This window comes from Streptococcus sp. CF7_Ac1-8, assembly GCF_024295435.1.
Classification (GTDB): Bacteria; Bacillota; Bacilli; order Lactobacillales; family Streptococcaceae; genus Streptococcus; species Streptococcus mitis_AP.
On the sequence record NZ_JANCPI010000009.1, the window covers coordinates 1 to 24,405 of the forward strand.

23 protein-coding genes and 1 pseudogene are annotated in these 24,405 nt (G+C 39.3%); 1 reads left to right on the forward strand and 23 read right to left on the reverse strand.

What is annotated here, in order from left to right; genetic code table 11:
• From nusG to pbp2a, 4 genes are all read right to left on the reverse strand, one after another.
• The coding region (nusG, locus tag NMM26_RS05565; protein WP_079252953.1) for a transcription termination/antitermination protein NusG at positions 1–532 on the reverse strand (532 nt) is incomplete at its 3' end.
• A gap of 53 nt (positions 533–585) precedes the next feature.
• Complete coding sequence (gene secE / locus NMM26_RS05570; protein ID WP_001210991.1) at positions 586–762, reverse strand: preprotein translocase subunit SecE; 177 nt, start codon at positions 760–762, stop codon at positions 586–588.
• A 9-nt stretch (positions 763–771) separates the two neighbouring features.
• The gene (gene rpmG, locus NMM26_RS05575) at positions 772–924 is read right to left on the reverse strand and encodes a 50S ribosomal protein L33 (RefSeq protein WP_001809375.1); all 153 of its coding nucleotides are present in this window, start codon (positions 922–924) and stop codon (positions 772–774) included.
• A gap of 52 nt (positions 925–976) precedes the next feature.
• The gene (gene pbp2a / locus NMM26_RS05580; protein WP_254753949.1) at positions 977–3,172 is read right to left on the reverse strand and encodes a penicillin-binding protein PBP2A; all 2,196 of its coding nucleotides are present in this window, start codon (positions 3,170–3,172) and stop codon (positions 977–979) included.
• An 86-nt stretch (positions 3,173–3,258) separates the two neighbouring features.
• Between pbp2a and NMM26_RS05585 the strand changes: the two genes are divergently transcribed.
• On the forward strand, positions 3,259–4,134 hold the full coding sequence (locus tag NMM26_RS05585) for an RluA family pseudouridine synthase (RefSeq protein ID WP_084928145.1): 876 nt from the start codon (positions 3,259–3,261) through the stop codon (positions 4,132–4,134).
• Positions 4,135–4,202: 68 nt separating this feature from the next.
• On the opposite strand, the gene gap is transcribed toward NMM26_RS05585, so the two are convergent.
• The 19 genes and pseudogenes from gap to jag form a co-directional block, all read right to left on the reverse strand.
• Positions 4,203–5,213, reverse strand: coding sequence for a type I glyceraldehyde-3-phosphate dehydrogenase (gene gap / locus NMM26_RS05590; protein WP_000260662.1), 1,011 nt, complete (start codon positions 5,211–5,213; stop codon positions 4,203–4,205).
• Positions 5,214–5,389: 176 nt separating this feature from the next.
• Entirely contained in the window at positions 5,390–6,691 is a 1,302-nt protein-coding gene (locus NMM26_RS05595; protein ID WP_192855410.1) for an ABC transporter permease, read from the reverse strand.
• Positions 6,660–7,343, reverse strand: coding sequence for an ABC transporter ATP-binding protein (locus NMM26_RS05600; protein WP_004240858.1), 684 nt, complete (start codon positions 7,341–7,343; stop codon positions 6,660–6,662). The genes NMM26_RS05595 and NMM26_RS05600 overlap by 32 nt, the downstream gene beginning before the upstream one ends.
• 213 nt (positions 7,344–7,556) lie before the next feature.
• Positions 7,557–8,500 (reverse strand): annotated as a pseudogene (locus NMM26_RS09660) (XRE family transcriptional regulator).
• 130 nt (positions 8,501–8,630) lie between these two features.
• The gene (gene adhE / locus NMM26_RS05615) at positions 8,631–11,282 is read right to left on the reverse strand and encodes a bifunctional acetaldehyde-CoA/alcohol dehydrogenase (protein WP_049486627.1); all 2,652 of its coding nucleotides are present in this window, start codon (positions 11,280–11,282) and stop codon (positions 8,631–8,633) included.
• A gap of 299 nt (positions 11,283–11,581) precedes the next feature.
• Positions 11,582–11,992 carry an MORN repeat-containing protein gene (locus tag NMM26_RS05620; RefSeq protein WP_000429319.1) on the reverse strand — a complete coding sequence of 137 codons (411 nt, stop codon included), beginning with the start codon at positions 11,990–11,992 and terminating at the stop codon, positions 11,582–11,584.
• On the reverse strand, positions 11,979–12,422 hold the full coding sequence (locus tag NMM26_RS05625) for a low molecular weight protein-tyrosine-phosphatase (RefSeq protein WP_023947928.1): 444 nt from the start codon (positions 12,420–12,422) through the stop codon (positions 11,979–11,981). The genes NMM26_RS05620 and NMM26_RS05625 overlap by 14 nt, the downstream gene beginning before the upstream one ends.
• A gap of 46 nt (positions 12,423–12,468) precedes the next feature.
• Positions 12,469–12,768, reverse strand: a complete 300-nt coding sequence (yajC, locus tag NMM26_RS05630; protein WP_004257425.1) for a preprotein translocase subunit YajC — start codon at positions 12,766–12,768, stop codon at positions 12,469–12,471.
• Positions 12,769–12,884: 116 nt separating this feature from the next.
• Positions 12,885–14,861: a transketolase gene (gene tkt, locus NMM26_RS05635; protein ID WP_084946519.1), complete on the reverse strand. Its 1,977-nt coding sequence runs from the start codon at positions 14,859–14,861 to the stop codon at positions 12,885–12,887.
• Between the two features lie 113 nt (positions 14,862–14,974).
• Complete coding sequence (ulaG, locus tag NMM26_RS05640; protein WP_001134226.1) at positions 14,975–16,066, reverse strand: L-ascorbate 6-phosphate lactonase; 1,092 nt, start codon at positions 16,064–16,066, stop codon at positions 14,975–14,977.
• Between the two features lie 111 nt (positions 16,067–16,177).
• The gene (locus tag NMM26_RS05645; RefSeq protein WP_000242120.1) at positions 16,178–17,851 is read right to left on the reverse strand and encodes a transcription antiterminator; all 1,674 of its coding nucleotides are present in this window, start codon (positions 17,849–17,851) and stop codon (positions 16,178–16,180) included.
• 166 nt (positions 17,852–18,017) lie between these two features.
• Positions 18,018–18,725 (reverse strand): L-ribulose-5-phosphate 4-epimerase, encoded by a 708-nt coding sequence (locus tag NMM26_RS05650; RefSeq protein WP_084925444.1) that lies wholly within the window; start codon positions 18,723–18,725, stop codon positions 18,018–18,020.
• A gap of 1 nt (position 18,726) precedes the next feature.
• Positions 18,727–19,590 (reverse strand): L-ribulose-5-phosphate 3-epimerase, encoded by an 864-nt coding sequence (locus NMM26_RS05655; RefSeq protein ID WP_254753952.1) that lies wholly within the window; start codon positions 19,588–19,590, stop codon positions 18,727–18,729.
• A gap of 3 nt (positions 19,591–19,593) precedes the next feature.
• Positions 19,594–20,259 carry a 3-keto-L-gulonate-6-phosphate decarboxylase UlaD gene (locus NMM26_RS05660; protein ID WP_000166733.1) on the reverse strand — a complete coding sequence of 222 codons (666 nt, stop codon included), beginning with the start codon at positions 20,257–20,259 and terminating at the stop codon, positions 19,594–19,596.
• Positions 20,260–20,274: 15 nt separating this feature from the next.
• Positions 20,275–20,760 (reverse strand): PTS sugar transporter subunit IIA, encoded by a 486-nt coding sequence (locus NMM26_RS05665; RefSeq protein ID WP_001049926.1) that lies wholly within the window; start codon positions 20,758–20,760, stop codon positions 20,275–20,277.
• Positions 20,761–20,836: 76 nt separating this feature from the next.
• Complete coding sequence (locus NMM26_RS05670; RefSeq protein WP_000241466.1) at positions 20,837–21,118, reverse strand: PTS sugar transporter subunit IIB; 282 nt, start codon at positions 21,116–21,118, stop codon at positions 20,837–20,839.
• A gap of 23 nt (positions 21,119–21,141) precedes the next feature.
• A complete protein-coding gene (locus NMM26_RS05675) occupies positions 21,142–22,599 on the reverse strand; it encodes a PTS ascorbate transporter subunit IIC (RefSeq protein ID WP_000452077.1) in 1,458 nt (485 codons plus the stop codon).
• 130 nt (positions 22,600–22,729) lie between these two features.
• Positions 22,730–23,353, reverse strand: coding sequence for a hypothetical protein (locus NMM26_RS05680; RefSeq protein ID WP_000931249.1), 624 nt, complete (start codon positions 23,351–23,353; stop codon positions 22,730–22,732).
• A gap of 50 nt (positions 23,354–23,403) precedes the next feature.
• A complete protein-coding gene (jag, locus tag NMM26_RS05685) occupies positions 23,404–24,390 on the reverse strand; it encodes an RNA-binding cell elongation regulator Jag/EloR (protein WP_000260028.1) in 987 nt (328 codons plus the stop codon).
• Positions 24,391–24,405 lie beyond the last annotated feature (15 nt).

Sequence of the window (24,405 nt, forward strand, 5' to 3'; positions counted from 1 at the left end):
ATTCCGCAATTTGATTTAAGTTTACTTCTGCAACTGTGTCATTACCAAACATAGAGATAATCATTTTTACTTTATTGTTATCAATCTCTGTAATCTTACCAGTATAATCTGCAAAAGCACCATCAATAATACGTACAGTTTGACCAACTTCGACATCAATATCAAACTCTTGTACAGTTTGTCCCATAGAAACCAAGATATCACGGATTTCTTGTTCCAATAATGGAGTTGGTTTTGATCTATTTCCGTGAGATCCGACGAAGCCTGTAACGTTTGGTGTGTTTCGAACAACAAACCAAGCTTCATCTGTCATGACCATTTCTACAAGAACATAACCTGGAAAGCGATTTTCTTCTACTTCTTTTCTCTTTCCATTTTTTTCAACTTGCACTGTTTGTGTTGGAATTTCAACACGTAAAATATTATCCAACATATTGTAGGTTTGTGCACGTTGTAATAGATTTTCTTTTACCTTATTTTCATAACCAGAATAAGTTTGTAAGACAAACCATCCTTTATCAAAACTATCCATGATACTTCCTTTCATAATAGAAGACTTTTAGCGGGAATAACTCCACAGTTCTTCTAAAAAATGTTAATAAATCGAATCAAACCTGAAACAATCAACTGGTCAAAAATATAAATAATCACAACAAAGAAAGCAGTGTATTCCATGATAGAACGAAAATCTCTCCAGCTTTCCTTGCGAGTTGGCCATGTTGTGTCTTTAAGAAGTCTAAAAATATCTCCAATAAAACGCATCGCTCTCTCCTATCTCGTTTCTCTGTGTGTAGTATACTTACCACAATGTTTACAAAATTTATTTACTTCTAGTCGTGTTGGCTTGGGGTTTCCACTGATCTTGATTGAATAGTTTCTAGAACCACAAACCGCACAAGCTAGGCTTGCTTTTTTTAGTGCCATAACGCCTCCATCTTATCTATTATAACAAGAAAGCTAGGCTTTGACAAGCATCTTAACGAAATAGATTGACTACCGAATCCCATATTGTTTGTGCTTTTTCCTTAATTTTAGCATCTGATATAGCACGACTCGCCTCATCTACCAGATTTTGTGCACGACTTCTAATATCAGAAATGGTATCATCCGTCTGATTGGTTTCGTTACTCTGTACTTGATTACTTGTATTGGCTGGTGCAATTCCATTTTGCTTATAAGCATTTTCAACTGTAAAGGTACTTCCTGGCGTATAAGGTAAAATTGTATTTGCAATGTTTCTAAAGACATGGGCTGCACCGTTTGAAGTAGATCCTGCTAGATAGTGGCTTTCATCAGTGGTAGGGAAACCAAGCCAGTGACTAATCACCACATCCGGAGTATAACCAATTACCCACTGGTCACTTGTATATACCGGATTAAAAACTGCTTCAGTTGTACCAGTTTTTCCTGCCATGACATAGTCTGCAGGTGATGAACTAATACCTGTTCCGTTTGTAAATGTTCCCAACATCATACTGGTCATCTTGTCAGCTACAGATTTATCAATCACCCGTTTTTGTGAATTTTTATAGCTCGCAATGACCTGACCACTAGCATTTTCAATTCTACTAATAAAATGAGCTTCCGGCATTAAACCTTCATTTGCAAAGGCAGCATATGCTTGAGCCATTTGAAGAGGGTTGGTTTCAACACCGCTTCCCAAGGCGACACCAAGAACACGATCGACCTTTTCCATGTTTAGTCCGAATTTTTCGCCCGCCTCAAAAGCCTTATCAACGCCCAAATCATTAACAGTGGCAACAGCAGGCAGATTAAGCGATTCTGCCAAGGCTTGATACATAGGAACTTCTCGACTCGTTTTGATCCCTGCATAGTTATCAACCTTATAGCTGTCATACTGCATGGTATGGTTATCCAACTGCTTATTCAAAGCCCAGCCAGCTTCAACTGCAGGCGTATAAACAACTAAAGGCTTAATTGTAGAACCAGGGCTACGTTTTGATTGAGTTGCATAGTTGAAATTCCGGAATCCAGTTTTATCATTGCCAGCAACCTGACCGACAATTCCACGAACTCCACCTGTTTTCGGTTCAAGAGCTACACTTCCTGATTGAGCAAATGTTCCATCCTCTGCCCTAGGAAATAGCGCTGTATTTTCATAGACAACCTGCATATTTGCTTGATAGTTTTGGTCCAGCTCTGTATAAATGCGGTAGCCATTATTAACAATTTCTTCCTCTGTTAGATTATACTTGGAAATGGCTTCGTTAACCACCGCATCAAAGTAAGAAGGATAGCGGTAATCTGAGATTTTTCCTTCATACTTATCGTGCAATTGCGAAGTCATATCAACTTCTGCAGCTTCGGTTTCTTGGTTTTTATCAATGTAACCCGCTGCAAGCATATTTTGCAAGACAGTATCACGACGATTAGTAGAATCTTCTACAGATTTCAAGGGGTTATACAGTTCCGGTCCTTTGAGCATCCCTGCCAGAGTCGCAGCTTGATCCAGACTCACTTCTGATGCAGAAACTCCAAAGTATTTCTTACTCGCATCTTCTACACCCCACACACCATTTCCAAAATAGGCATTGTTAAGGTACATGGTTAAGATCTGATCCTTACTATATTTTTTTGTTAATTCTAAGGCAAGGAAAAATTCTTTTGCTTTTCTCTCAACAGTTTGATCCTGCGACAGATAGGCATTTTTAGCCAGCTGTTGAGTAATAGTAGAACCACCACCTGAACGACCAGCAGTGACAATCGCCAAGAAGAAACGACCATAGTTAATCCCGTCATTTTTATAAAAAGAACGGTCTTCTGTCGCAATAACGGCATTCTGCAAATTTTTACTTATATCAGTCAATTCAACATAAGTTCCTTTTTGACCAGATAAGGCACCAGCCTCCTTTTCTTCACGGTCAAAAATGATAGTCCGAGTTTTCAAGGCGTTTTGCAAATCGTTAACATTGGTTGACTTAGCTACAGCAAACAAATAGGTTCCAACTAGCAAGCTTGCACTCAAACCTAGTATAAGGACAATCTTTGTTAGATGATAGCGACGCCAGAATTTTCGAATTGGACCTACTTGGGCTAATTTTTTTCGATCACTACGAGAGCGACGTAAGCTAGTAGAATCAGAGTCCTCTAGTTCACTTGTTTCTTTTTTAAAAAGAGAAAGAAATTTCTCGAATAATTTATCTAATTTCATGCGTTTATTTTATCATCTTCATCATAGGAAGACAAGAATTTAGCTATTTCCTATCAAAATAGGTCTTTTTTTGTTACAATATCTGTATGAAATTCACATTTACATTACCAGACTCTCTACCTCAAATGACGGTAAAGCAATTACTTGAGGAACAACTCCTCATCCCTAGAAAAATCCGTCATTTTTTGAGAATCAAGAAACACATTTTGATTAATCAGCGAGAAGTTCATTGGAACGAGACGGTAAATCCTGGAGATATTTGCCAGTTAACTTTTGACAAGGAAGATTATCCCGAAAAAGAAATCCCTTGGGGCAATCCTAACCTCGTTCAAGAGGTTTATCAAGATCAACACTTGATTATTGTCAACAAACCAGAGGGGATGAAAACGCATGGTAATCAGCCAAACGAAATCGCCCTTCTTAACCATGTCAGTGCCTATGTTGGCCAAACCTGCTATGTTGTTCATCGTCTAGACATGGAAACCAGTGGCTTGGTTCTCTTTGCCAAAAATCCTTTTATCCTGCCTATTCTCAATCGCTTACTGGAGAAAAAAGAGATTTCTAGGGAATATTGGGCACAGGTCGACGGACATATCAACAGCAAAGAACTTGTTTTCAAAGACAAAATTGGGCGTGATCGCCATGACCGCAGAAAACGAATAGTTGATACAAAAAATGGGCAATATGCTGAAACGCATGTAAGCAAATTAAAGCAATTCCCAGACAAAACTTCCTTGGTTCGTTGCAAACTAAAGACCGGGCGAACCCATCAGATTCGTGTGCACCTTTCGCATCATAACTTCCCTATTTTAGGCGACCCTCTCTATAATAGTAAATCAAAAACAAGTCGGCTTATGCTCCACGCCTTTCGACTGTCCTTTACCCATCCGCTTACTCTAGAGAAATTAAGCTTCACTACCCTATCAGATACTTTTGAAAAAGAGTTAAAAAAGAATGGATGATAGCGTCATCCATTTTTAAATATTTAAAAAGCAAGACCAGAGGCCTTGCTTTTTTATCGACTCAAGAATTATTTAGCGATTTTTGCGAAGTATTCAAGAGTACGAACAAGTTGTGCAGTGTATGACATTTCGTTGTCGTACCATGATACAACTTTAACCAATTGTTTACCGTCAACGTCAAGAACTTTAGTTTGAGTTGCGTCAAACAATGAACCGTAAGACATACCTAAGATATCTGAAGATACGATTGGATCTTCAGTGTATCCGTATGATTCGTTTGAAGCTGCTTTCATAGCTGCGTTCACTTCGTCAACAGTAACGTTCTTTTCAAGAACTGCTACCAACTCAGTTACAGAACCTGCTGGAACAGGAACACGTTGAGCAGCTCCGTCCAATTTACCGTTCAATTCTGGGATTACAAGACCGATAGCTTTTGCAGCACCAGTTGAGTTAGGAACGATGTTTACAGCACCAGCGCGAGCACGGCGAAGGTCACCACCACGGTGTGGTCCGTCAAGGATCATTTGGTCACCAGTGTAAGCGTGGATAGTAGTCATCAATCCTTCAACAACACCAAAGTTATCTTGAAGAGCTTTAGCCATAGGAGCCAAGCAGTTTGTAGTACATGAAGCACCTGAGATAACTGTTTCAGTACCATCAAGAACGTCGTGGTTAGTGTTGAATACAACTGTTTTAACGTCGTTTCCACCAGGAGCAGTGATAACAACTTTTTTAGCTCCACCAGCGTGCAAGTGTTTTTCAGCAGCTGCTTTCTTAGCAAAGAAACCAGTAGCTTCAAGAACGATTTCTACACCGTCGTTAGCCCAGTCGATTTGTTCTGGATCACGTTCAGCAGAAACTTTGATGAATTTACCGTTAACTTCAAATCCACCTTCTTTAACTTCAACAGTACCGTCGAAACGACCTTGAGTTGTGTCGTATTTCAACAAGTGTGCAAGCATAACTGGATCTGTAAGGTCGTTGATACGAGTAACTTCAACACCTTCTACGTTTTGGATACGACGGAAAGCAAGACGACCGATACGTCCGAAACCGTTAATACCAACTTTAACTACCATTAGTGATTTCCTCCTTATGAAAATCATGAAATTTTTATTGTGAAAAGAGTAACTTGAATCACTACAAATCACCTTTCAACAAACCTATTATATAACTATTTGAGTTGAATTGCAAGTACGGGCATTGTTTTTCTATGTTAGTTTCTTTTTAAGACTATAAATCAAGAACTCCCTTACTATTCATATCGTAGCGATTCTACTGGATCCATTTTACTAATTTTACGCGCTGGGAAGTAGGCTGAGACATAACCAAGTAATAGAGCGAAAACTAGAGTTCCTAAAATAGATAGAAGATTTAATTCAAAAACCTTAGTGATGGATGGGTAAAAGTGACTTACAACCACATTCGCCAAACTTCCCACCCCTTGTGCAACCAAAAATGCCAGCAGCAAGGCGATTCCTACAATCCAGATAGCCTCGTAAATAAAAATCCCTTTGACATCACGATTTTGATAGCCAACTGCCTTCATGACACCTATTTCCTTAGAGCGTTGCATGATATTGATGTAAATGATGATACCAATCATGACCGCTGCTACCACAATAGCTTGTGATGAAAGCACAATCAACAATCCCTGAATGACACGAATAAAAGTAATCACAATATCAAGAACCTTCTGTTGAGAAAGAACAGTATACTTCTTGTTTTTCTGCAATTCTTCTGTTATCGCTTTTGTTTGTGATGGATCTTTGAGTTCCAATATAAAATAAGATACAGCTTTTGTAAATCCAGCTTCTTTCAAAATTGTTTCCATTTGACTAGACGGCATGAAACTGTTACTGTCCTCCATGTCATCTTCATCATTGATCACACGCACAATCTTCGTTTGAAATTGAGCAGTCTTGCTAGCTTCGGCAGCATTTTCTACAATACTTGCTGAGACTGATTTGCCAATAACATCACTAGCTGTCAGATTGTTTCCTGTCTGTTCATTCCAATTTTTTAGTAAACTGCTTGGAATCGTCAACCCCTGTTCATTTGCATCAGTATAGAGGGAACCGGCTAATACTTTGTCCGCCTCATTACTACTAACAGAAATACTTGTATCCTCATAGAGACTCACTACTTGAGCATAAGAAGGCATCGTTTGACTCAGATCCATTTCTTGCCCATCTATAGTAATATTTGACATGGTCATCCCAAAAGGACTCTCCAAATATTTAATAGCTTCTTTTCCAACTGTATCCGTGATATAGTTCTTATCATCTTGGTTCAAAAAGCCTCGTCCAGCATTTTCTGTGTTTAAAGCAATCTGAACTTGAGAAGGAATTTGACCTCCATTCGTATTTTCATCAATCATCGAAATCAATGCATTTCCCAAGCCGAAAGAAATTAAGACTCCTACAAAACCGATTGAGGTTGCTAGCGCAATCAATAAGTTACGCCACTTTCTTTCCAGAAAGTTATTTAAAGAAAGTTTGAATTTGTTTTTCAATGATAATCCTTTATTTTTTGACTTCTTCAACGACTTCACCATCCTTCATTTTGATAATCACATCTGCATATGCAGCAACCTCTGGATTATGGGTTACAATCAATACTGTTTTCCCTGTCTGGGCTAAATTTTTAAATACTTCCAATACCATTTCTTGAGATTGAGAATCCAGTGACCCCGTTGGCTCATCTGCTACAATCATATCAGGCTGATTTACCAAGGCACGCGCGATTGCTACGCGTTGCTTTTGCCCGCCAGAAAGCTGTTTAACATTTTTAGCCATAAAAGGCTCCATTCCTAAGCTACTTAATTGCTCCTTTGCAATCATTGTCATCTCCCTGTCAGATAAATCTTTGACATAGAGAGGTAGCTTGACATTGTCCAAGACAGATTGATGAGGAATGAGGTTGAAGTTTTGAAACACAAATCCAATCTTGTTTTTACGAAATTGAGTTAGTTCAATCTCTGATAAGTCACGGAGAGATTCCCCTTTAAATTCTAAAACTCCTTCATATTGTCTATCTAGACCACTGATGATGTTTAGCAAGCTAGTTTTGCCACAGCCTGACGGCCCGTAAATCGCTGTAATTTTACCTTTTGCAATCTGCAGGTTAATATTTCTTAGAGCCTGCTCTTGATGTTTACCGTCCAAAGTGTAAAACTTTGAAATATTTTTAATGGATAAAATGAACATTCTTTCCCCCTTATTTAAAACTGTTATCGTCATACATCATAATTATAGAAAATCCTTCAAGCTACATCAGCGCAGATTTACCACCCTTTAAGCCTACTACTTAGAACTTTCTCTCTATTCCCTAGTTTGCTTCTGGATGTATATCAAGTAAAATTCATTTTAACAAAAAAGCGACATTTCCCCAATGACAGAAATGTCACTCCTATAAAGCATTTAACAATACCTTTCTAAGTCTTCGCTCCATTCATTATCTAAACTAACGATTAACTGCTCATTGCCAAACATCCTCGCCATCATTTTTGCTTCTTCATACTTTTGTTTGGCTGTTTCATAATCCTTCTGAATATAATATTTCCACTCCACCATCAAGACAATCGGTTGTTTTTGAAAATCTCGTGTTTTTTGCCCTATTTTATTTAAAGTCTCGACTGCCCTCTTAAAATAATGAAGCAACCCCATAATCTCTATACAAGTTAAAGAAGCTAACAAGGAATCTCTAAGCAAGTTAAAGAAGCTAACAAGGAATCTCTAAGCAAGTTCAAACAATCGAACTCTATCTTATCAACCTGAGAACTTAGTTTGTCATGAAAACAAAGAATGGTTTCATGCTCAGATTCTTTTATCTCACCCACATTTAAACCATCCATTAACTGACAGTTGAAATACAGTCTCAATTTCAACAAGTCCTCGGCTTTATATACATCTCTGGATAGTAAGTCTTGAAGACCGTCCTCAATCACACTGCTTCCATATAAGGAATTACTAGTCATTCTCACTGCATCTATTGCTTGAAGGCAATCCACTAGCACTTTCTCATCACGTGGCAAATCATCATAAAAATTCTCAAAAATCTCATCGAAATATTCTTCCTTCTGCTCCTGCAACTCCTTGTCTCCATAGTCAGGATGATGTAAAAGAAAGTATTTTAATTCTTGGTAACGCTTGGGTAATTCCTTATAGTCTGGCATCAAGACATAGGAGGGAATTTCTAGCCTATCTGCAATATATTCTAGTGTTTTTATAGTCGGTCGAAATTCTCCTTTTTCGATTCTCACCAACTGACGCACTGATAATTCAGACTCATCTCCACAAAAAACAGGGCGACTAAGTCCTTTCTCCTCTCTAAGAATCCTCACCTTTTCCCCTAGCTCTTTCATCTCTTACATTTCTCCCTCGCACGATTATAAAAGATTTGATTTTCAAATAAATATATGCGATGATTATACCATTTTTCAAATAGAATTACAAAAAAGAGACAGGAAATTCCTGCCTCTAGGCTGATAACAATTATTTACGGCGTCCTGGTCTTTCTTTGTAGCCATAGTAAGAATCTTCGATGATTTCTTGCATATGGTCAACCATTGGAAGACGTGGGTTTGCAGGTGAACATTGGTCTTCATAAGCAAGGAAGGCCAATTCACGAGAATGTTCTTTCCATTCTTTTTCATCGATTCCTTGTGCTTTGAAGTTCATTTGGATACCTACGCGCTCACCAAGTTCGTAGACAGCTTTTGCGTAAGATTCCACACCTTCTTCTGGAGTAGAAGCTGGAAGTCCAAGCATGCGTGCGATATCTTGGTATTTTTCATCTGCACGGTAGTAGTTGTACTTAGGCCATGTTGCTGTCTTAGCTGGACGTGTACCGTTGTAACGGATAACGTATGGAAGCAAGATAGCATTTGTACGACCGTGGATTGTGTGGAATTGCGCACCAATCTTATGGGCCATTGAGTGAGAAATACCTAGGAAGGCATTGGCAAAGGCCATACCAGCGATTGTTGAAGCGTTATGCATTTTCTCACGTGAGTGGAAGTCTGCGTTCTTAACTGAGCTTTCAAGGTTTTCGAATACAAGTTTAATTGCTTGAAGCGCAAGACCGTCAGTGTAGTCGCTAGCCATTTGTGATACGTAAGCTTCAGTCGCGTGGGTCAATACGTCCATACCAGTGTCCGCAGCAACAAATCCAGGAACTGTCAATACCAAAGCAGGGTCTACGATTGCCACAGTTGGTGTCAATGAGTAGTCAGCGATTGGGTATTTACGGTTGTTTGCTTTATCAGAGATAACAGCAAATGGTGTTACTTCAGATCCTGTACCAGATGTAGTTGGAATCGCGATGAATTTAGTCTTCTTACCAAGCAATGGGAACTTGAAGGCACGTTTACGGATATCCATGAATTTTTGAACAAGGTCACGGAAGTCCACTTCTGGTTGTTCATAGAAGAGCCACATTACTTTAGCAGCATCCATTGGAGATCCACCACCGAGAGCGATGATTGTATCTGGTTTGAAGGCACGCATGATTTCAGTACCACGTTCAACTGTAGTGATATCTGGATCTGGTTCTACATCAGCAAAGATTTGGTAAACAACCTTATTGCGACGAAGGTCAAGTTGTTCGATGATACGATCAAGGAAACCAAGCTCTACCATGGCATGGTCAGTAACGATCATGACACGTTCAACGTCACGACATTTTTGAAGGTATTGAATTGAATCACGTTCAAAGTATGTTTTTGAAGGAAGTTTCATCCATTGCATGTTATTTCTCCGTCTTCCGACTTTTTTGATATTCAAGAGGTTAATGGCACTAACGTTATCCCCAACTGAGTTGCGTCCGTAAGAACCACATCCGAGTGTCAATGATGGCAAGAAGGCATTGTAAACGTCCCCGATACCACCGAAAGTAGAAGGTGAGTTACAGATAACACGAATAGCTTTAACAGCTTTACCAAATTCTTTAGTCAATTCTTCATCGGCTGTGTGGATGGCTGCTGAGTGTCCAAGACCGTTAAATTCAACCATTTGACGAGCCTTAGTAATACCGTCTTCACGGCTTTCAGATTTCAAAACTGCGATAACTGGTGACAATTTTTCACGAGTCAATGGCTCGTTTTCACCAACTTCTTTACATTCAGCAGCAAGAATGTTTGTTCCTTCTGGAACTGTAAATCCTGCTTGTTCTGCAATCCAAGTTGCTGGTTTACCAACGATGTCAGCGTTCAATTTTGCACCAGCACAGTTTTTGCTATTTGCTTTCACGCCGAAGCAGAACTCTTCAAGAAGTGCTTTTTCTTTTTTGTTTACAAAGTAAGTATGATATGATTTGAACTCTGCTACAAATTCATCGTAAATTTCTTTATCAATGATAACCGCTTGTTCAGATGCACAGACCATACCATTGTCAAATGATTTAGACATGACGATATCGTGTGCAGCTTGGCGGATGTTAGCTGATTTTTCAACATAAGCTGGAACGTTTCCGGCACCTACCCCAAGAGCTGGTTTACCACATGAGTATGCAGCTTTAACCATAGCATTACCACCTGTTGCAAGGATTGTTGCAACACCTTCGTGGTTCATAAGGGCACTAGTTGCTTCCATAGATGGTTCAGTAATCCACTGTACACAGTTTTCAGGAGCTCCTGCTTTAATCGCAGCATCACGAACGATTTGAGCTGCGTGAGCTGATGATTCTTGAGCTGATGGGTGGAAGGCAAAGACGATTGGATTACGTGTCTTCAATGAAATCAATGCCTTAAAGATTGCTGTTGATGTTGGGTTTGTTGTTGGAGTGATACCACAAACAACACCAACTGGTTCAGCGATAAGAGTCAAACCTGTTACATCGTCTTCTTCGATAACACCAACTGTTTTAGTGTGGCGCATGTTGTTTACTACGTGTTCACAAGCAAACAAGTTCTTAGTTGCTTTGTCTTCAAATACACCACGTCCTGTTTCTTCATAGGCATGTAGAGCCAATTCTCCGTGGGCATCCAAAGCTGCCACTGACGCTTTAGCTACGATGTAATCGACCTGTTCTTGGTCGAGTTTACGCATTTCCTCAAGAGCAACTAAAGCTTTTTGCACCAAGCCATCGACATGCTTTTCAGCAGCGAGTTTCTTTTCTTCTGGTGTCACAGTTTTTTTATCAGCCATATTTTCCTCCATAGCTTTCAAGGATTGATATCCTTTGTTAATTTTTTCACAAGTTTATTATAACGCATTATTTCAACTTTGTAAACAGTTTCATAAACATTTCACAAAGAATTTTTTATTGTTTGTGAATTTTTTCTCATTTTCTTTACTTATCACGTTTTTTCTTTAGAGTTTGTGAAAATCATTTCAAATATTTTTTATTTCACAAACTTACTTGGAAGAGGGATTTGGAAAGAGATAGATTTTCTAGTAAGCGCTTACTTTTAGGTGCTAACAATACCTCCTTTGATAAGGAGGCTTTATTTTTGTTGAAAAACGCCTTGTTTAAAAGTCCCTTCATAAACAACTTCTTGTTCTGTTGTTAGTTTCCCTTTTCCTTCAGCCTGACCATTTACAAAATCACCTTCGTAGGTCCAGCCTTCTTTAGATTGAAAGGTACCTTTTCCGTTGAAGGCTCCATTGTTGAAACCACCAGTATACTGGTCTCCATTTTGGAAGGTAATGGTACCTTGTCCATTCATTTTACCACGTACAAGACTGCCATCGTAAACAATGGTTCCATTATCAAGCTTTAGAACACCTTTTCCGGGAATATTTAGAAAAAAGACGAGCACAGCACAAAAAACAATCGTAACTACTGCCAAAAGCTCTAAACGTTGACGAGTCAGATAGACACGATACTTTTCGTAAAAATTCTTAAGATTTTCCATCTTCACTCTCCTTCTCTAAACGTTCTAACCATGCTTGACACCCCTCTTGAACACGCTGATAGGTTTCCTCAAAATCTCCTGTATACCAAGGATCTGGAACACTTTCAGATGCAAATGAGTAAATCTTATCTTGACAGTCTACTGGACACATCTGACGTAAGTCAGAAACATTTGAAGCATCCATTCCGATAATATAATCAAAGGCTTCAAAATCTTCCTTACTAATCTGAAGCGATGTTTTGGTTTTGTCGTAAGGAATCTCATACTGTTGAAAAATCCCTTGAGTTCCCTTATGAATCGGATTGCCATGTTCCCAAGAAGAAGTCGCTCGACTTTGGATTTCATAATTATCTGTCATTGATTTCATAACAAACTCAGCCATAGGGCTGCGACAAATATTTCCCAAACAGACAAAGACTAGTTTTTTCATCCCATTTCCTTTCTTTTATAGAAAAACGGGAGTTAGTAATCCCGTCTTATTTTTCAATTGCGCCTTCTAGTGAAGCTGTTTCTTTCAGCGGTAATACGGTCTTGATAGCAGCTAGTTCAAAAGTCAAGTAAACTCCATCTACATCAAGAACAATCGTTCTCTTCTCAGTATCTACTTCATCGACTGTTCCGTAAAGTCCACCGATTGTAATCACTTCATAGCCTTTTTGTAGTTTATTTAAGCTTTCCATACGTTTTTGTGCTTGTTTCTTTTGAGAGCGTTGCATAAAGAACATCAAGGCAAACATCGCTACAAGCATAATTAAAAATGTATAATTTGGATTCATTTTCTTCTCCTTTGTCTTTTACATAGGACTACTATATCAAATTTCAGCTACTTTTACAAGATTGTACCTTGCTTTTCTAGTAAGAAAAACCAGAGCTTGCGCCCTGATTTTTAGGATTATTTCAAGTTTTGAACGACTTTTACAAGATTTTCAACAGTAAAGCCATATTCTGCCAATACTTTTGGTGCTGGAGCAGAGGCTCCGAAGGTATCAATACCAAGAACAGCACCATCTAGTCCAACATATTTGTACCAGTTTTGAGTTGCACCCATTTCGACTGCAACACGACGACGAACTGCATTTGGAAGAATTTCTTCCTTGTAAGCTGCATCTTGTTTATCAAAGACATCTGTAGATGGCATGCTGACTACGCGGACTTTTGCTCCTTGACTAGCCAATTCTTTAGCAGCTGAGACAGCAAGATTAACCTCTGAACCTGTCGCAATCAAGATGGTATCAAAGTCTGCTGCATTTTCATAGACAACATAGGCACCTTTTGCAACCTTGCCAAAGTCTGTTCCCTCTTCGACAGTCAAGTTTTGACGTGTCAAGACAAGGGCAGTTGGTGTTTTCTCACTTGTCACTGCAAGGTACCAAGCTGCTTGAGTTTCACGCGCATCTGCTGGGCGGAAAACATTTAGATTTGGCATAGCACGAAGACCTGCTAAGTGCTCAACTGGTTCATGCGTTGGACCATCTTCCCCGACTGCAATAGAATCGTGGGTAAAGACATAAGTCACAGGAAGCCCTTGCAAGGCTGACAAGCGGACAGCTGCCTTCACATAATCAGAGAAGACGAAGAAGGTTCCACCGTATACACGAAGTCCACCGTGAAGAGCCATCCCGTTCAAGATCGTTCCCATTGCAAATTCACGAACACCAAACTGAATGTTACGGTTCAAGCGATTGGCATCGTCTTGAAGTCCATCAGTCTTGATATAAGTCATGTTTGAGTGAGCAAGGTCAGCTGATCCACCTAGGAAGGTTGGCAATTTAGCAGCTACAACGTTCAAGGCATCCTGGCTTGAATTACGAGTTGCTTGAGAGAAGCCATTTTCTAAGGCTGGGAAGTCTGCTGGAGTCACTTCAACTGGATCACGCCCATCGATGATTGCTTCTACTTCTGCTGCCAGTTCTGGATGAGCTTCTTTATAGTCAGCAACTAATTTTGTCCAAGCTTGATAAGCTGATGCACCACGGTCTGCAACATTTTCTTTGAAATCAGTATATACTTGTTCTGGAATTTCAAATGGTTCATAGTCCCAACCTAGCGCTTGGCGAGTTGCTGCAGTTTCATCTGCTCCAAGAGGAGCACCGTGTACGGCATTAGTTCCTTGTTTGTTTGGAGAACCGTATCCAATCACAGTCTTCACTTCAATCAAAGATGGTTTACCTGAAACTTTAGCTGTTTCGATAGCAGCATGAATTGCTTCCAAGTCTGTTCCATCTTCAACCAAGGCTGTATGCCAACCGTAGGCATTGTAACGGTCACGAACACTTTCTGTAAAGGAATCCTTTGTCTCACCATCCAAGTTAATGTCATTTGAATCATAAAGAACAACCAACTTGTCTAGTTTTTGCAAGCCCGCATATGAAGCCGCCTCGCTTGAGACACCTTCCATCAAATCTCCGTCGCCACAGATAACGTAAGTATAGTGGTCAAAGATATTGTAGCCTTCGCGGTTATATTTGGCTGCCAAGAAACGTTCTGCTTGGGCAAAACCAGTAGCAGTCGAAATCCCTTGCCCTAGAGGACCTGTCGTAGCATCAATCCCTGCTGTATGACCAAATTCTGGGTGACCTGGTGTTTTAGAACCCCATTGGCGGAAGCTCTTGATTTCATCCATGCTGACATCTTCAAAACCAGAAAGATGAAGAAGGGCATATAGAAGCATTGAACCATGACCAGCTGAAAGAATAAAACGGTCACGGTTAATCCAGTTTGGTTGAGCTGGATTGATACGAAGTTGTTTTGTAAAGAGGCTATAAGCCATCGGAGCCGCTCCCATAACCACACCTGGGTGACCTGAGTTGGCTTTGTTGATAGCGTCAATACCTAGGAAACGAATTGCATTAACAGATAGATTTGACATAGAATTTCCTTTCTATTTGAGGTGATTATTGAATCACACATTCTATTTTACTATTATATGAAAATTATCCGTATCATGCAACATACGGATAACCTCCAAAGAATATTTTTATATTATAGCAAAGCTTTAAATTGAATGTTAGAGTCTTGTTCAAAACAATCATCAAAACCACGTGGATGATGGTATTCTACTAAGTGTTGATCTTGAGGATAAGTGTACTTACCGCCAACTTCCCAGATAAATGGATGGAAATCGTATTGCAAGCGATCTTTTCTCATTTTCCAAAGTTCTAGAATCTCATTAGTAGAAGCCATGAAGTTAGACCAGATATCATAGTGAACTGGGATAATGACTTTGGTACGCAGATTTTCTGCCATACGAAGAAGGTCGATAGATGTCATTTTATCTTGGATACCTACCGGATTTTCACCATAGTTATTCAAAGCAACATCAATTTTAAAGTCTTTACCATGTTTTGCAAAATAGTTTGAGAAGTGAGAATCTGCACCATGATAGATGGTTCCACCTGGTGTTTCAAAGATATAGTTAACAGCCTTTTGAGCCATTTCTTCATCTGTAACAGCTAAGCCAGCAAGTTCACCGCCTGTCTCATCAGCACCGTTCACTGGGAGAGTTACCAAGCAAGTACGGTCAAATGATTCTACTGCATGAATCTTCATATCTTTTAATTCGATAGTGTCACCTGGTTTAACAACGATGATACGTTCTTTTGGAACACCCCATCCTTCCCAGATTCGTCCACAGTGGTAAGGACCGATAAACTTAACATGCTCTAACTTAGGATTGTTGAGAATTGCTGCAGCTGTGTATGGGTCGATATGATCACTATGGAAGTGTGAAACTAAGTAATAGTCTAGTTCGTTGATAGCAAATGGATCGATAACCATTGGCTGAACACGCAAGTTTGGTTGCAACTTACGAACACCTGCCATATTTGCCATTTGGTGCCCACGAACCATATCTTTCACTTTTTTGGTTGATTTTCCACGGTTTGACCAAAGGTCCATGACAACGTTAGCACCACCTGGTGTCTTAATCCAAGTACCACAGTTGCCTAGCCACCACATGGCAAAATTGCCTTCAGGTACGACTTCTTCTTCGATTTCTTCATTCAACCATGTTCCCCACTCTGGGAAAGTAGCTAAAATCCATGACTCTCTTGTAATTTCTTTGACGTTTGGCATATGTTGCCTCCTTTGGATATAATTGTTATCTTTGAGATTAGTATACCACCCTTCAAAACACTAAAAAAGACCAAGAAAAACACAGGTTTGTGTTCATCATTGGACTGTCCTTCAAATATCTTCCAAAAAAGCTTGAACTACTATTTCTTGATTTATAAGTGTTTGAACCTCTTCTTGGAACTTACTAGCCAACTTGCTGTCTACAATATAAGACGAAATAAGACTAGAAAGATTTTCACTGAAACTTTTGCTCTCATTACGAAATATATTGTGTTTAAGATAGTCTAGCATTTTCAAAATATCTTCTGCTTCAAGGATAGGATTAACCCTTAAAATCGGAAATCTGCTATCCAAATCATCATTAGTAGTAATCACTACATCAACTTGTGCAATATCTTCCACACTCTTAAATTGTTCTGTTGTAAATACAGTGCCAATTTGCTCATTTGGAAAATAAAGTTTGCATTGTTTCAGCAAAAGTCTCGAAACCGCAACACCTTCATCACAAACGAGATAAACTTTTTTCATATTTTTTTGAGATGATGGTGTATACTTTAAAAATCCTCCAATATGAATCGTCAAATAGGCAATATCATCGTCTGTTAGCCGAATAAACCATGCTCCTTCTAGAATTTCCGCAGATTTTCTAGTGACTAAAAATAATTCTCCATACTTGGATCGAATTTGTTTTGTTAGAGGATTTTTAGAAAAAATACCGTAAGTCTTTCTAAATAACAAGGCTTTACAGTGGATCATCAAATTTCTTAACAAATCATCCTTGTTCTCAATCTCCATTCGGATTTGTGATTCAAAATACCAGATAAATTCTTCTAAAGCAAGTTTTAATTGCCGAAAATCATCACTTTCTGCATGAATATCCAAATCTTTACGATAGGAGAGGAGAAGAACAGCTACAAGAGAAACTTCAAGTTCTGACAAAGAAATTTCAAACTTTTGAAACAACCGCTCTCCTAATTTCTTAGATACCTGATACTCTATTCTTTTTCTTATCAAAGAAAATTCTTTCTCTATATCCTGATGTCTTTCTTGATACTGTTCAACATTATGACAGCTTAACAGCAAATAAGGTAGAACCTGCAACATAAAAGTTACTTCATGATGGTTTATTTTCTTCCCTAAATCTTGTTCAACTAAAGGAACCTGTTCCTTAAAAAATTGGTTCATTTCAACAGAAAGCAAACACTCACCATCTAACCTCTCTTTCATCTTATCTTCTAAAATAGATACAAAAGTGGCATTTTCTTCCATAAAAATATGATATAGAAGCGATTGAAGATACTGAATTTTATTAAGAGGGTGGGCATGAAGATGGTATCCCTGTGACTTGCTCACTTGCAAGGTCACCTGATATTGTTCCAAAGTTAGTTGATAACGAATACTATTCAAATCATTGAGAACAGTATTCCTAGACACCTCTGTTAACTCCATCAATTTTTCAATCGTAATACGTTCTTTAGAAATACCTATCCATAGTAACATTATCATCATACGTTCATGCGCACTCATGATATAATCGTACGAATCTACTTCCGATAATAGTTCACAACAAGCATCTCTCTGCTCTTCCGTTAAGTGAATACCAATTCGTGGAATATTAATGATGTGAAGCGCCTCGTCACCCAGAGCAGCATTGATTTTGTCAATGTGATAATAAATTTTCCTTCTTGACTCTTTCAAATCTTTCGAAATCGCCATAATCGTTTTGGACGTTTCTTGATTCATCAAATATTGAAGCAAATCACAACTTGCCTTATCCAGTACCATATTTCATACTCCTCTATCAATCAACTGCCTTGAAAACAACTTTATAATAGTATCACATTCACTAACGCATTTCAATTATCAACAGTAGTCTCTTAATAACGAATACTTACAATTACAAAAGCGAGGCTTGGATCGAAAGGTCCTAGCCTCTTTTCAATTCAATTTCTTATTTCTTTTGACCGTAATAAGCATTTGGTCCATGCTTACGTTGGTAGTGCTTTTCTAGAATGTACTGGGGAGCAGGTTCAACTCTTGGATTGATTTGTTCTGTAAAGCGATTCATCTTTGATACTTCCTCTAATACGACAGAGTGATAAACAGCATTCTCTGGATTTTTGCCCCAGGTGAATGGACCGTGATTGCGTACAACAATACCTGGTACTTCAACAGGATTCAGACCACGACGCTCAAATTCTTCTACTATAACCAAGCCAGTATCTTTTTCATAGGCTACTTCTACCTCATCTTTGGTCAAACTACGAGCGCAAGGGATTGAACCGTAGAAATAATCTGCATGGGTTGTTCCATAGAAAGGAATATCACGTCCAGCCTGTGCCCAACCAACTGCTTCTGTCGAATGGGTGTGGACCACACTACCAATCTCTTGCCATGCCTTATATAACTGCACATGAGTTGGGAGGTCAGAAGATGGTCTTAAATCTCCTTCTAGAACTTGGCCATCCAAGTCCGTCACCACCATGTTTTCAGGTGTCAATTCGTCATAATCTACGCCTGATGGTTTAATAACAATGACACCTAGTTCGCGATTGACTTCCGATACATTTCCCCAGGTAAATTTAACAAGTCCATGTTTTGGTAATGATTGATTGGCATTACAGACTCGTCTACGCATATCGTTTATTACTTGATTCATCTTACATCAAACCTGCTTTCTTAATTAGTGGGTAGAGAAAAGCTTGCGCCTCTTGAATGACTGCGCGTGTTTCTTCTACAGTTTCACAATTTTCAGACCACATTTCGATTAGGAAAGGTCCATTATAATTGGTTTGTTTTAAAATATCGAAAGCTTCTTCCCATTTGACACAACCTTGCCCAAAAGTTACATCTCGGAACTGGCCCTTTGAACTTTCTGTCACTGCATAAGTATCCTTGAGATGGAGAGCTGCGATGGCATGATGCCCAAGATAAAATTCACTGTAGACATCATTATGCCATGCAGATACATTACCAATATCTGGGTATACAAAGAGGTAGGGAGAGTCAATCTCTTTTTCTACAGCCAAGTATTTTTCGATGCTATTGATGAAAGGATCATCCATAATTTCAATAGCAAGTACCACCTGAGCCTCTTCAGCCCAGTCACAAGCTTTTCTCAAATTTTTGATAAAACGTTGGCGTGTCTGGGGTGACTTTTCCTCATAATAAACGTCGTAACCAGCTAATTGAATAGTACGAACTCCCAAGTCTTGGGCTAATTCAATACATTTTTTCATGAGTTCTAGAGATTTTTCCTCTATAACTGGATCATTTGATCCCAATGGGTAGCGACGATGGCCTGAAAAACAGATAGAAGGAATACGAACACCAGTTTTATAGATTGCTTTGACAACTTCCAAACGCTCGTCCTTGCTCCAGTCCAGTCTTGCTAAACGCTCGTCACGTTCATCAATAGACATCTCGACAAAATCAAAGCCTAACTCCTTGGCAAAATTTAAACGTTCTAGCCAAGTAAAGTGTGTCGGAGTTGCCTTTTCATAAATTCCAATTGGACGTGCCATGGTTTACCCCCAAATTCGTCTGATTTCATCCTTGAAGGCATGCGCTGCTCCTGCTGGATCCGCAGCCTCTGTAATTCCACGACCTGCGATAAAGGTAAAGACATCAACGCCTTCAAATAGTTTGAGAGTATCTACATCTAGACCACCTGTTACAGACACACGGAAGCCCATGTCGATGAGTTTTTTAACCTTATTAAGGTCTTTTTCACCCCAAGTCTCACCAGCAAGAAGTGCATCACGAGATTGGTGATAAATAGCTTGTGAGATACCAGCATCTAGCCAAAGCTGAGCTTGTTCAAAAGTCCAATCGCCATAAAGTTCAATCTGGATTTCGCCTCGGTCTCCACGTTCAGTCTTGATAGCCTTTAGAGCCGCTTCCATAGTAGGGATAGTTGCACAACAGATACAAGTCATCCAATCTGCTCCACGAACCGCATTATTTTTAGCAACTGTTCCACCAGCATCAGCACATTTTGTGTCTGCCACAATAATCTTATCTGGGAAAAGGCTACGCAAGACTTCAACCAGTTCACTTCCAACTTGAAGCAAGCAAACAGTTCCAGCTTCGATAATATCTACTTCCTGACCAACAGAAACAGCTGCTTTAATCGCTCCTTGCAAGTCTGAATGGTCTAATGCAACTTGTAAATTAGGTATTCTTTTTGTCATCTCTTTTTCCTCTTTCTAACTTTCCAAATCTAATCCTTCGAGATAAGGGCTATTCTTAGATTCTTCAATCATCGCCAAGACATCTTCTTTAGTCTGGCAAGCCTGTAAACGTGCGATAGAATCTTCTAATTCAAACAAGGCAATAATCTGTGGAATGGCTACACTTGTGTGAATTTTTGAGCTTGTTGCTGCTAGTGCCAACAAAACTGAAACTTCTTTCCCATCTGAAAATACAACAGGATTTTGTAAGGTGATCAATGAAAAGGCATCTCTTTGCACTCCAGCTTCAGGTCTAGCATGGGGCATAGCCATACCTGGCATTAAGATATAGTAGGGACCATATTCTTCAGTCGATTCAATAATTGCATCGTAATACTCTGGCAAAATTGCTCCACTTTCAATCAAGGGATCTACCGCTACCTTGACTGCTTCTTTCCAATCGTTAGCCTCTAAACCTAGTCGGATCGAGTCATTGTCAATTAAAGCTTGTTTTAAATTCATATCTGCCTCCTTTATTTAAAGAGGGAGAAGGACAGAAACGATGACTCTCAGTTTCTATCCAGCCCCCTCCAACCTTTTACTGTAGTGCTTGACTGAGTTTTTCAGTGATTTCTTTATCATCCATCAAATTGTCAAGCCCAATTAACTTCCCATTAGTTCGCCCTTCCAATTCTTGAATCAAATGAAGAGAAGCGATTACGATGTCATATCCTGCTGCTAAACCTTTAGCTTCACCGACACTACATGAATTGACTGTAAAATCTGTTTGATTAAGCTTACGGAGGGCATTTTCAACCTTCATCTTGATAACCATAGATGAACCCATTCCATTTCCACACGCTGCTAATACTTTAACCATTTTATTTTCTCCTTTTCTAGATACTAAGCTTCTTCTTGAACTTCACCGTTGTAATATTTCTCTTTATCTTTTGCTTTGGCAAATTGAAGTTGAGGAATAACAAGCAAGAAGAGACACACAAGTACATAACCAACAATACCAAGGTATTTGAAGATGTATCCAAATCCAAGCCATGGGAATTCAAAGTCGATATTTCCATGGTAACCACCGTAAGATGCTAAGTCAAGAAGGGCCACACAGAGAGCTCCTAAAGCAACTTGGAGAACACCTGAGATGAAGGATAGGATAACAGCCGCTTTCCATCCACCGCGTTTATCAGCATAGACCGCAATGGCTGCATTGTCAAAGAACACTGGTACAAATCCTGTAATAATAAGAATCGGATTTTTAAAGACGATGAGCAAGACAATTGTGATCAATTGACCAATCAAACCAAAGGCAAATCCTGACAAGACAGCGTTTGGAGAACCAAATCCATAAGAAGCTGCAACGTCAACCGCTGGGAATGAACCTGGCAACAATTTGTTTGAAATACCTTGGAAGGCGTTTGTCAACTCAGATACGAACATGCGAACACCTTGCATCAAAACGAACAAGTAAACTGAGAAGGTGAAGGCTGTTTGGATAATGTACATAAAGAAATCTTGTTTAGCAGGATTGAATAGAGTTCCTGAAGTAATGACTTCTTTGTTAGACATAATGTCTGGACCCAAGATTAAAAGAATGGCTCCGAAGAATACGAGCATCAAGGTAGCAGATGCAACAACTGTATCGTGGAAGATTGAGAGGAACTTAGGTAATTTAAGATTGTCTAAACTTTCTTCTTTCTTACCAAAGCGTCCTGCTACTTTATCTACAAACCAGATTGCAAATTGCTGTTGGTGACCAATCGCAAATCCGCCACCACCAGTCAAGCGTTGAGTTGCCTCAACAGTCATATTTGAACTAACTGCCCAGTAAAGGCCACAGATGATACCGATAGCTGCTGTACCATAAGCATTGCGCAATTGTGGGACTAATAATAGAACCATAAGAGATACAGTCGCAGCTTGTTGCACCATGATGTGACCAGTAATAAAGAGGGTTCTTACTTTCGTAATCTTGCGTAGAGCTACAAGCAAGATATTCACTCCAAAACCAATCAATAGAGCTGTAGTTGCAGTCCCGACGAAATCTGGAAACTCTGCTGCAATTTTGTTGTTTGCTGCAGCAAGTCCGAAATAAGGGTCAATAACCGCTGCACCAATTTGGAATTTGTAGTTAAGGGCTGCTAAGATCGGACGGAAGGTTGTAACCAAACCACCCGCACCCACATTGAGCAACATATACCCTACTGTTGCTTTAACAAACCCTGAGAAAACGTCGTGGGCAGGTTTTTTCAAAAGTGCGTATCCTATCAACACCAATAAACCTACGAAAAATGCGGGATTCTGCAAAATATTGCTAGAAAACCAATTTAGAACACTTGAAATAACTTCCATAATTGTTCTCCTTTTGAATTGTTTTTGTAGGTTTATTATATACTTTGAAAGCGTAAACAAAAAGACCAAGAATTACACAGCGGACTGTTCACTCTTGGACTGTATGATTTATGATATTTTAATGATTAGCTTAATTTCTCGTAGCTAGATAAAATGGAAGAATTTTATCATAAGATTTCAGTAAATTTTCCACGATATCTTCTTCAGATGAATTTTCTGTCACAGAAACATCTGCTTTAACTAACACTTTTCGAACTTCCTGACTTCTCAACTTCTCACGTAAAGTACGGCGATTTTCTTCGTTCGCCTCCCATCTTTGACTTTGACCATCTGAGTAGGCTAGATAATAAATCCCTTCAACGGTTGGAATTTCTAAAACTTTGGCCTGCTTGCCTAAAGTTTGCTCATCTTTCTTGCGCTCGATGAAACTGACTTCTAGTGAGACTCCAAAATCAGAAGAACTTCCGTACAAACGTAAGGCCATCATAGGTTCTGTCACTTTCCCCTCACGCTGTAGATAAGCCCAGAAGTGTGGTCGCAAGCGCTGCGCTTGGTTCATCCACTGGCTAGTCTGTTGAAGTTGCCATTCTGGATGGCTTGCTTGGAAAGCTTTGGCCAATTCTGTAAAAGCCTTTCGGGCCTCTTGACCTTTGTGGCGCAATTCCAGCATTTTCTCTCGCTCTTCTCCCGCTTTATCTGGATTACGGTACTGCAAACCAGCAAAGTCTAGATAGTTTCTTATCTCATTTAACATCCGTTTAACCTCTTCTAACTAGCAAAAAATCAGGATAAACCTGATTTTACTTACTCTGTATCTACAACGACATAGCGATTTGGCTCGTCACCTTCAGAGTAACTAGTCACGCCATCCATACGTGAAATAATACGATGGATAATCTTACGTTCGCTATTTGACATTGGATCCGTTTGATGACTGCGGCCTTCTTCTAAAACACGAGTCGCCAATTTTTGCGCATAGGTCTGCAAGACTTCTGCACGGTGTTCGACATAATCATTGACATTGATTGTAATGTAGAAGGTTCTTGAATAGCGGTTGTAAAGATAATTTTGAGCTAACAGCTGCAAGGCCTTCAAGACTTTACCATGGTAGCCGATAATGCGACCTGGCTCATTGGTATCAATTTGTAGATTGATGCTACGACGGTTATAGTCATTTGAAATCGTCGCTTCGACATCCATATCATCAATAATCGTCTGAACATAAGTCGTTACCTCCGTAGCTACTTGTTCAATATCAAAGCTCGGTTCCACCTTTAAGCCCAAATCTTCTAATTCTTGACTTTCAGTTTGTTCAGCTCGACTCTCAACAATAGGAGTTTCTACTTCTTCGATGCCGGCTTCTTCAAGCTGTAATTCATTTAAAATCTCAATATGCCCAGTTTCTTCTAAGATGGTGCTAGCATGTTTTTCATTTTTCAAAATTTCAGCCTTGACTTCATCAGAAACCCCTTGGCCTTCTTCTTCAATCTTTTTAATTGCTTCTACAACATGCCCCAAATCAACGGTCGCTTCACTGACTGTTTTAACTGGTTCATTTTGTTCATTGATTTCTTTAGGAACACCCTTAACAGCTTGTTGATTTGCCTTAATGACAGTTGTTTCACTAATGGTTTCAATGTCAACCTGGGCTGGTTTTTTACCAAATAAACCAAAAAATCCATTTTTTTCACGAGAAATGACTTTGATGTGAGCCTTCATTCTTGGAATATCTAATTCTTTCAATCCTTTCTGGATTGCTTCTTCAACAGTTGAACCTGTAAATACTACCATTACCAGATTCCTCCT